Raw genomic sequence first — 6000 nt, forward strand, 5'->3', positions numbered from 1 at the left:
GTGCACCTGCACCTTTTTTTATTTTTACGTTTGACTTGTACTACCTTCGGTGATTCTTCATTCGAATTCACAGGGGTGTTTTCGGATTGTACTGTTTGCTGTGTGTTGCTAATGGTATCTGTAGATTCGTTTTGTAGCTTTACTTGTCTCTTCTCTTTCTATATTTTCGAGACTTGGAGTAGGGGAGGAGGCTTCGTTTTCTTGAGTCTTTGTTTCTGTTTCTACTGTTTCAGTGTCAGGCAAGTTGACTTCATTTTCCTTATCGGATGCCTTTTTTTGTTGTGCCGCCTTTTTTATTTGTGCTAATCCTTTATTTCTGTTGCCAAATATATTCAAATCCTTGATATCAGCCATAAAATAATCTCCTCCTCACTTTTAGTTATACCAAGTCTCGTGTTCTTCCAGCTCATCTAAGATGGAAATAAATAATTCGTGGCAACGTTTATCCCATTGTTTTAGTTTGCCCTTCATAGTTTTTTCCATGGTTATGCCAGATCCGTCGTAGCGTTTAAGTCGTGCATTTTTTAGAACTACATTTTTCAACAGGTGGTCTTGATATGTTTCTTTTGCTAACTCATACATTTCCTTGTCTACAGCATCGCCGCTTTCAAGCATAAATGGTATTACCCCAGCAATCCTTAAATTAGTGCCAAATTCTTCTGTGAAAAACTCCATATATTCCAAATATTGCATGGCATTTCTCATTGATTTTATTTGAGTTTGTAGAATAACTATTGCCCAGTCTGCTAAATACATAGCAGACTTACTGTATACAGATATGGAAGGGGGAACATCTAAATAAATAATATCATACTCCTCAAGTAATGGGGCTAAGCGTGATTCCATGTATTTGAATTGATCTATTGAATCTGGATATTCTTTTTTTACCCAATCATCATACATTTCGAAGGACATATCTGCTGGCAGAATATCAAGGTTCTCTACAACTTGATATACGGCGTCTTTTGCAGGGACATTTTCCATTAGAACATCTGCAATCGTGTACTCATAATCAAGAAGTGTTTCATCATTGCTAAAATTCATTTGTGTCAGATTCATAACGTCAGATGTGTTACCTTGCATATCAAGGTCTATAATTAGTGTCTTTCTATTTTTTGCTACTGCTGATTCAAAACCTAACATTTGCGCTGCAGTACTTTTACCTACACCGCCTTTGAAGTTACCAATTACATAAACTTTTGCTTTCATCAAAATCCCACCTTTTCTTTTTATGTACTACTTTAATTAATATTATAACATACTACCTCAATTAAATAAAGGAAATATAATTAAGGTATCCTTTAATTATATGATTTTATAATTATGTACTACCTTAATTAAGTGGAATTTTTAATTTGAAAATTCATAGTAGGACTGATTGGAATGGGGGAGTCATTCTGCTTCCGTTAAAAGATTCATAGCATGCTTTTTTCCATTGACTCTTAATATCTATGTTAGCAGCGATGTGGTTTCAAACTAGCATATTGAATTCCAAGGAAACAACATATTCATGCGCCTCCATATGTTGGTGTACATGAATATGTTGATGTGTATAAATATCATTATAAACATAATAGCTAGCTTAATTGTTAAAATGACAATAATTAAAGGTTACCTTAATTAATATTTTTATTTATGCTAACTCATACTAGTTAAAGCTATCTATTAGTTACTACCGTAATTACTGATAGATTACCTACTACTTTAATTATTGAGTAATCATTAATTTATTATATGACTGATTGCTGAGCAGGGGAGCAGAATTTTCATGGCTATATGTACGTCCATGTTGATCCATATGTTCATATTTACGTGTATCGACATCAACATATTAATACTGGCTACATGGAATTTTATATGCTAGTTTGAAAAAAAAAGATGCCAACATAACTATGTTGAAGTGCACAAATAAAATGGAATCTGAAAATTTCACCAAAGTATAATATCTACCTTGTTGTATTAAGAAATTACCTACTACTCTAATGTCTAATAGGATAATAATTAAAGTAGTAGGTAATTATTGATTGATTCGAATATTTATCTGCTACCATAATTAATATTTTTGATTCACCACTATCTAATAGATACTACCTTAATTATAAATTATTGCCTGCTACTTTAATTATCCTTTTAAACACACATTAATTCAATTATAAGGTGAAACTATGTAGTTGCTTGATTGCTAAGTAGGGGAGTTAGATTGATTTTCCTTATTGACCAATGGTTGTAATTTTTAATTGTTATATATTACGTCATAGCGTATAATATGACTATGAAGAATGAAAAGGAGGGTTCGTATGATTCAAAACGAACGTCCAGAATTCGTAAAGGCCACATCTTCTGCTAGCCTGGAAGAGATCGCACGCGATTACAATGAAGCCTTTAGAAATGGATTTGACGTATCCACTGAAGAAATTGCTACTTATTTAGGCGTTACTGATCGCTGGATTGCTCGACACCTTTATGAAGGGATTAAGTACCGATATATTAACAGCGTCGCAAGGCGCGCACTAGCGACATACGGCGATAAAAACTTCAAACACCTATACACATACAAAAAGAAGATTTTTAACCGTAAAGCCTGGCAGACGCATCTCCTACAACATAGTTTTATCGAGACTGATGACGGCTCATTACTACCAGCAGGAAAGCTTCCAAAAGAGCTAATTTCCTGCACAGAAGCCGCAGCCAAATATAATATCACTCGTCCGACCTTTTATAAGTATACGAAAGGGAAAGCCACCAAATACCTGGTGTACGAGCTCAAACGCTATAGCAGCCGGGAGATTGAGCTACTATTGCTCGATATGTAATACGAAATTGTCTAAGTCTGCATACCAAATCCAAATAAATATCTTAATTTTGGGTATAATAATAGGGGAGCCGTTAAGCACCCCCTCTGAAGATTATCCAAGTAAAAACACTGCAATAGTCAAAGCGTAATTCAACCATTTCAACATCTTGAACAACCGTGATTTATTTTGTCCCTTAGTCTCTAGAACTAAGATTACGCCACTCAACAAAATCACACCAAGTCCGCACGCCACATGCAAGACCGGATTTAAACCAAACATAGAAAAAACATATTGTCACAGTGCCACGCCACGGCACGACAAACTTAATCACAAAAAGAGCTTTCCAATCTTCTCGCTAAGTTAAACGGGGATTTGGAAGGCCTTTTTGTTTCTTCAGTTTTCCATACTATCTTTACATGGATCATTTCAAGTAATAGAAGCAAGACTAAAAAATGCCCCCAAACCGATTTCCAAGCTTGAGAGCATTTTATGGTGGCTAGCACACCAATTTATTCTTCGTCTAAATTATAGCATGCTATCAAGAATAGGGGAAGACCATAAATTTTTTCTAGTTTACATAACCTTTATTATAGGAAGTTAACAGAATTTTCTGTATAAATATTTTTAATATTAACGTACTGACTCTCTCCAAACTAGGCTTCGTTGGGCATCAATTTTCCTTTTCTGAAGGTATCCTTCGTATGACTTGAAAGAAAATCATTTGATAGCAAAGTATCGAGGATGCTAAGCATTATACAATGCAATCAAGGTTATATTTCCTTTAGATAATTAAAATGTGGCGAAATGTTCACAATATATATGTATTTTTTGAAAATAACGGATTTCCCTTCTTTATTTTGTATAGTAACCTAGATAGTATCTAGGACATACAGTTTATGCTTCAATCAATTTATTAGAGCGCACCTTATGGCATAGAAATGCCAATGAATGGAGAGAAATCACTGTGTTTATAGTTTTTAGGGCCCTTAGTATCGTAATAAATTAAGATTGGAAACCTGTTATATGTACTAGATCATTATTCATAAAGGGAGACGGGAAAAATGAAAAAATCAAATGTGTTAAAATTGTTGTTAGGGATTGCTTTATTAAGCAGCTGTATAGGCTATCCAATTTCAACTCAAGGGGCTGAGTTGAAAAAGACACCTAGATGGATTATTGGATCTGATGACAGAATTATCGTTGGTGATACTACAAAAGCCCCCTATAACAGTATGGTCTTTATAGAGATTTCTGGAGGAGGGATTGGAAGCGGCGTATTGATATCACCTGATACAGTGCTAACTGCGGCACATGTCGTGTATAATTCAGCGACTAAAAGTTTTGCTTCATCAATAACTGTTTATCCTGGTTTTAATGCAGGAGTTGTGCCATTTGGTTCAGCTAAAGCTAAAGCAATGGTATTGCCTACTGAATATCAAAAAGAAGCTAGTTTTGATTATGATTATGCTATTGTTAAGTTAGATAGAAACTTAAATGTAGGTGCAACTGGTATTGCTGGCTTTTCTTCTTTCACCGATTTACCAATTACAATATCGGGTTATCATGGGGATTTAGGTGGTAAAATGGGCACTCAAACCGGACATATAAAAGAATACAATGAGAAAACACTGGTTTATGATGACTTAGATACCATGGGAGGGTCAAGCGGAGCACCAGTTTATGATGCTAGAAACTATATTGTTGGAGTAAATGTAGGTGGAATCGGCATTATTTATCCTGATGGCACTGCTGAGTATAAAAATATTGCTTCTAGGATGGGCGGAGAGGCCCTAGACAAATTAGGGAAATGGTGGAATTTTTCGGAATATGGGAATTTTAGTGGCGGATATATCTCTTGGCTTCCAGCGGATTATTCCCCTATTAACAATTTAGATGATATTTCAACACTAACATTACCCGTTAATTATAGAAACAGTGGGAATTCTCCCTGGTTTGATATTCAATTTAAAAATGGAGCACAATTTGTAAACTCAGAGACTGTACATTCAGAAAATAAGAATGTTGTTGAGTACTTGAACTACGATAACAATATTGCTCGGTTTAAAATTAATGGAGTAGGTAGCACTGATATTGTTTTTTACAGCAAAGATGGGACACAAAAATATACTAAAAAGATAAATATTACAAAAGCAGCTGCATATACTAATGTATCATTGAATAAGAATTATGGAGTAGCCACAGCAAACATATTAACTAATAATCAGCAGTTTAGTTTAGGTGCTCTTATGACTTCTCAAAAAATAGATTTAACACATGATTTTGTATTTGATACAACGTTGGGAATAGGAAGTGGCCAAGGGGATGGTGTTTCTTTTGTTATAAAAAACACACCATCAGCAAATTCATTCGGTGGTTCCGGCGATGGTTTGGGGGTATCTGGCTTGAGCCAAACATTAGCCATTAGTTTAAGACATCAATCATGGTACTCTCCTCCTAGAAATAGTGTAAGTTTTTATGATGGTAACTTCAAAAATTATGTAAATACCACACCAGGAACTGGAACAAACTCTGATTTACACGTTAGATGGACTGCATCCACGCAGACATTGAGTTATGTTTATAGAGGTGTAACATCTAGTTATAGGCTTAACGATTTAAACCAGTTCTTTGGAGGGACATCAGCTTATGTAGGATTAGTTGGGGTCACAGGGCAAGCTAGCAATGTGCATTTAACCTACTCGCCGAGATTGACTGCTGTTGTTTTTCAGTAATTATAGAATAGATTAGTTTATACATCTTTCCTAGAGAAAGATGTCATGGGTTGATTTTTTACCTTGAACTTTTCTATCTGCTTGCAGGTATCATTTTTAAACAATGCTAACGAGTTTAAGATATACTAAAGATAAGTAGGCAAGACCATGGCCATGGTCTTGCCTACTTATCTTTAGTATATTGTTGTTTCTAATTCTAGAAGGAATAAAAGAAGTTTATTTAAAGAATAGAAATATTATTGGTTTTAAAACCACAATTTGTTAGGAATCATTATCTTTTTCTGTGATGCGGGGTTTGTCAAGAAAAGTGTGTAATTAAGAAATAGAAATGTAATGCGACACACGATTCTTAAGAGAATCCAAAAGAAGAAGTTGGTTCATGACGAGTGACCAGTTTTGGATATGTCCCTCTGCCCACTTCGCGTGCAGTTCCTTGACGCGTAAATACAGGACTTTTGAGTAAGGCGTTTTTC

General features: G+C 35.0%; 4 protein-coding genes and 1 pseudogene. 2 read left to right on the forward strand and 3 right to left on the reverse strand.

All coding sequences use genetic code 11. From position 1 onward, the window contains the following. Positions 1-108 precede the first annotated feature (108 nt). Both PRIP_RS13880 and PRIP_RS13885 read right to left on the reverse strand, forming a co-directional pair. Positions 109-354: a hypothetical protein gene (locus PRIP_RS13880; RefSeq protein WP_036101805.1), complete on the reverse strand. Its 246-nt coding sequence runs from the start codon at positions 352-354 to the stop codon at positions 109-111. 21 nt (positions 355-375) lie between these two features. Continuing rightward, positions 376-1209: a ParA family protein gene (locus tag PRIP_RS13885; RefSeq protein WP_036101807.1), complete on the reverse strand. Its 834-nt coding sequence runs from the start codon at positions 1207-1209 to the stop codon at positions 376-378. Between the two features lie 1088 nt (positions 1210-2297). On the opposite strand from PRIP_RS13885, the gene PRIP_RS13890 reads away from it, so the two are divergent. Both PRIP_RS13890 and PRIP_RS16450 read left to right on the forward strand, forming a co-directional pair. Beyond that, entirely contained in the window at positions 2298-2813 is a 516-nt protein-coding gene (locus tag PRIP_RS13890; protein WP_036101809.1) for a hypothetical protein, read from the forward strand. Between the two features lie 1043 nt (positions 2814-3856). Then, positions 3857-5527: a trypsin-like peptidase domain-containing protein gene (locus tag PRIP_RS16450; protein WP_052008945.1), complete on the forward strand. Its 1671-nt coding sequence runs from the start codon at positions 3857-3859 to the stop codon at positions 5525-5527. Positions 5528-5842: 315 nt separating this feature from the next. Here PRIP_RS16450 and PRIP_RS18305 read toward each other — a convergent pair. Continuing rightward, positions 5843-6000 (reverse strand): annotated as a pseudogene (locus tag PRIP_RS18305) (IS256 family transposase); the annotation flags it as partial.

Origin of the sequence: Paenilisteria riparia FSL S10-1204, assembly GCF_000525995.1 — a bacterium.
GTDB classification, from domain to species: Bacteria; Bacillota; Bacilli; order Lactobacillales; family Listeriaceae; genus Listeria_A; species Listeria_A riparia.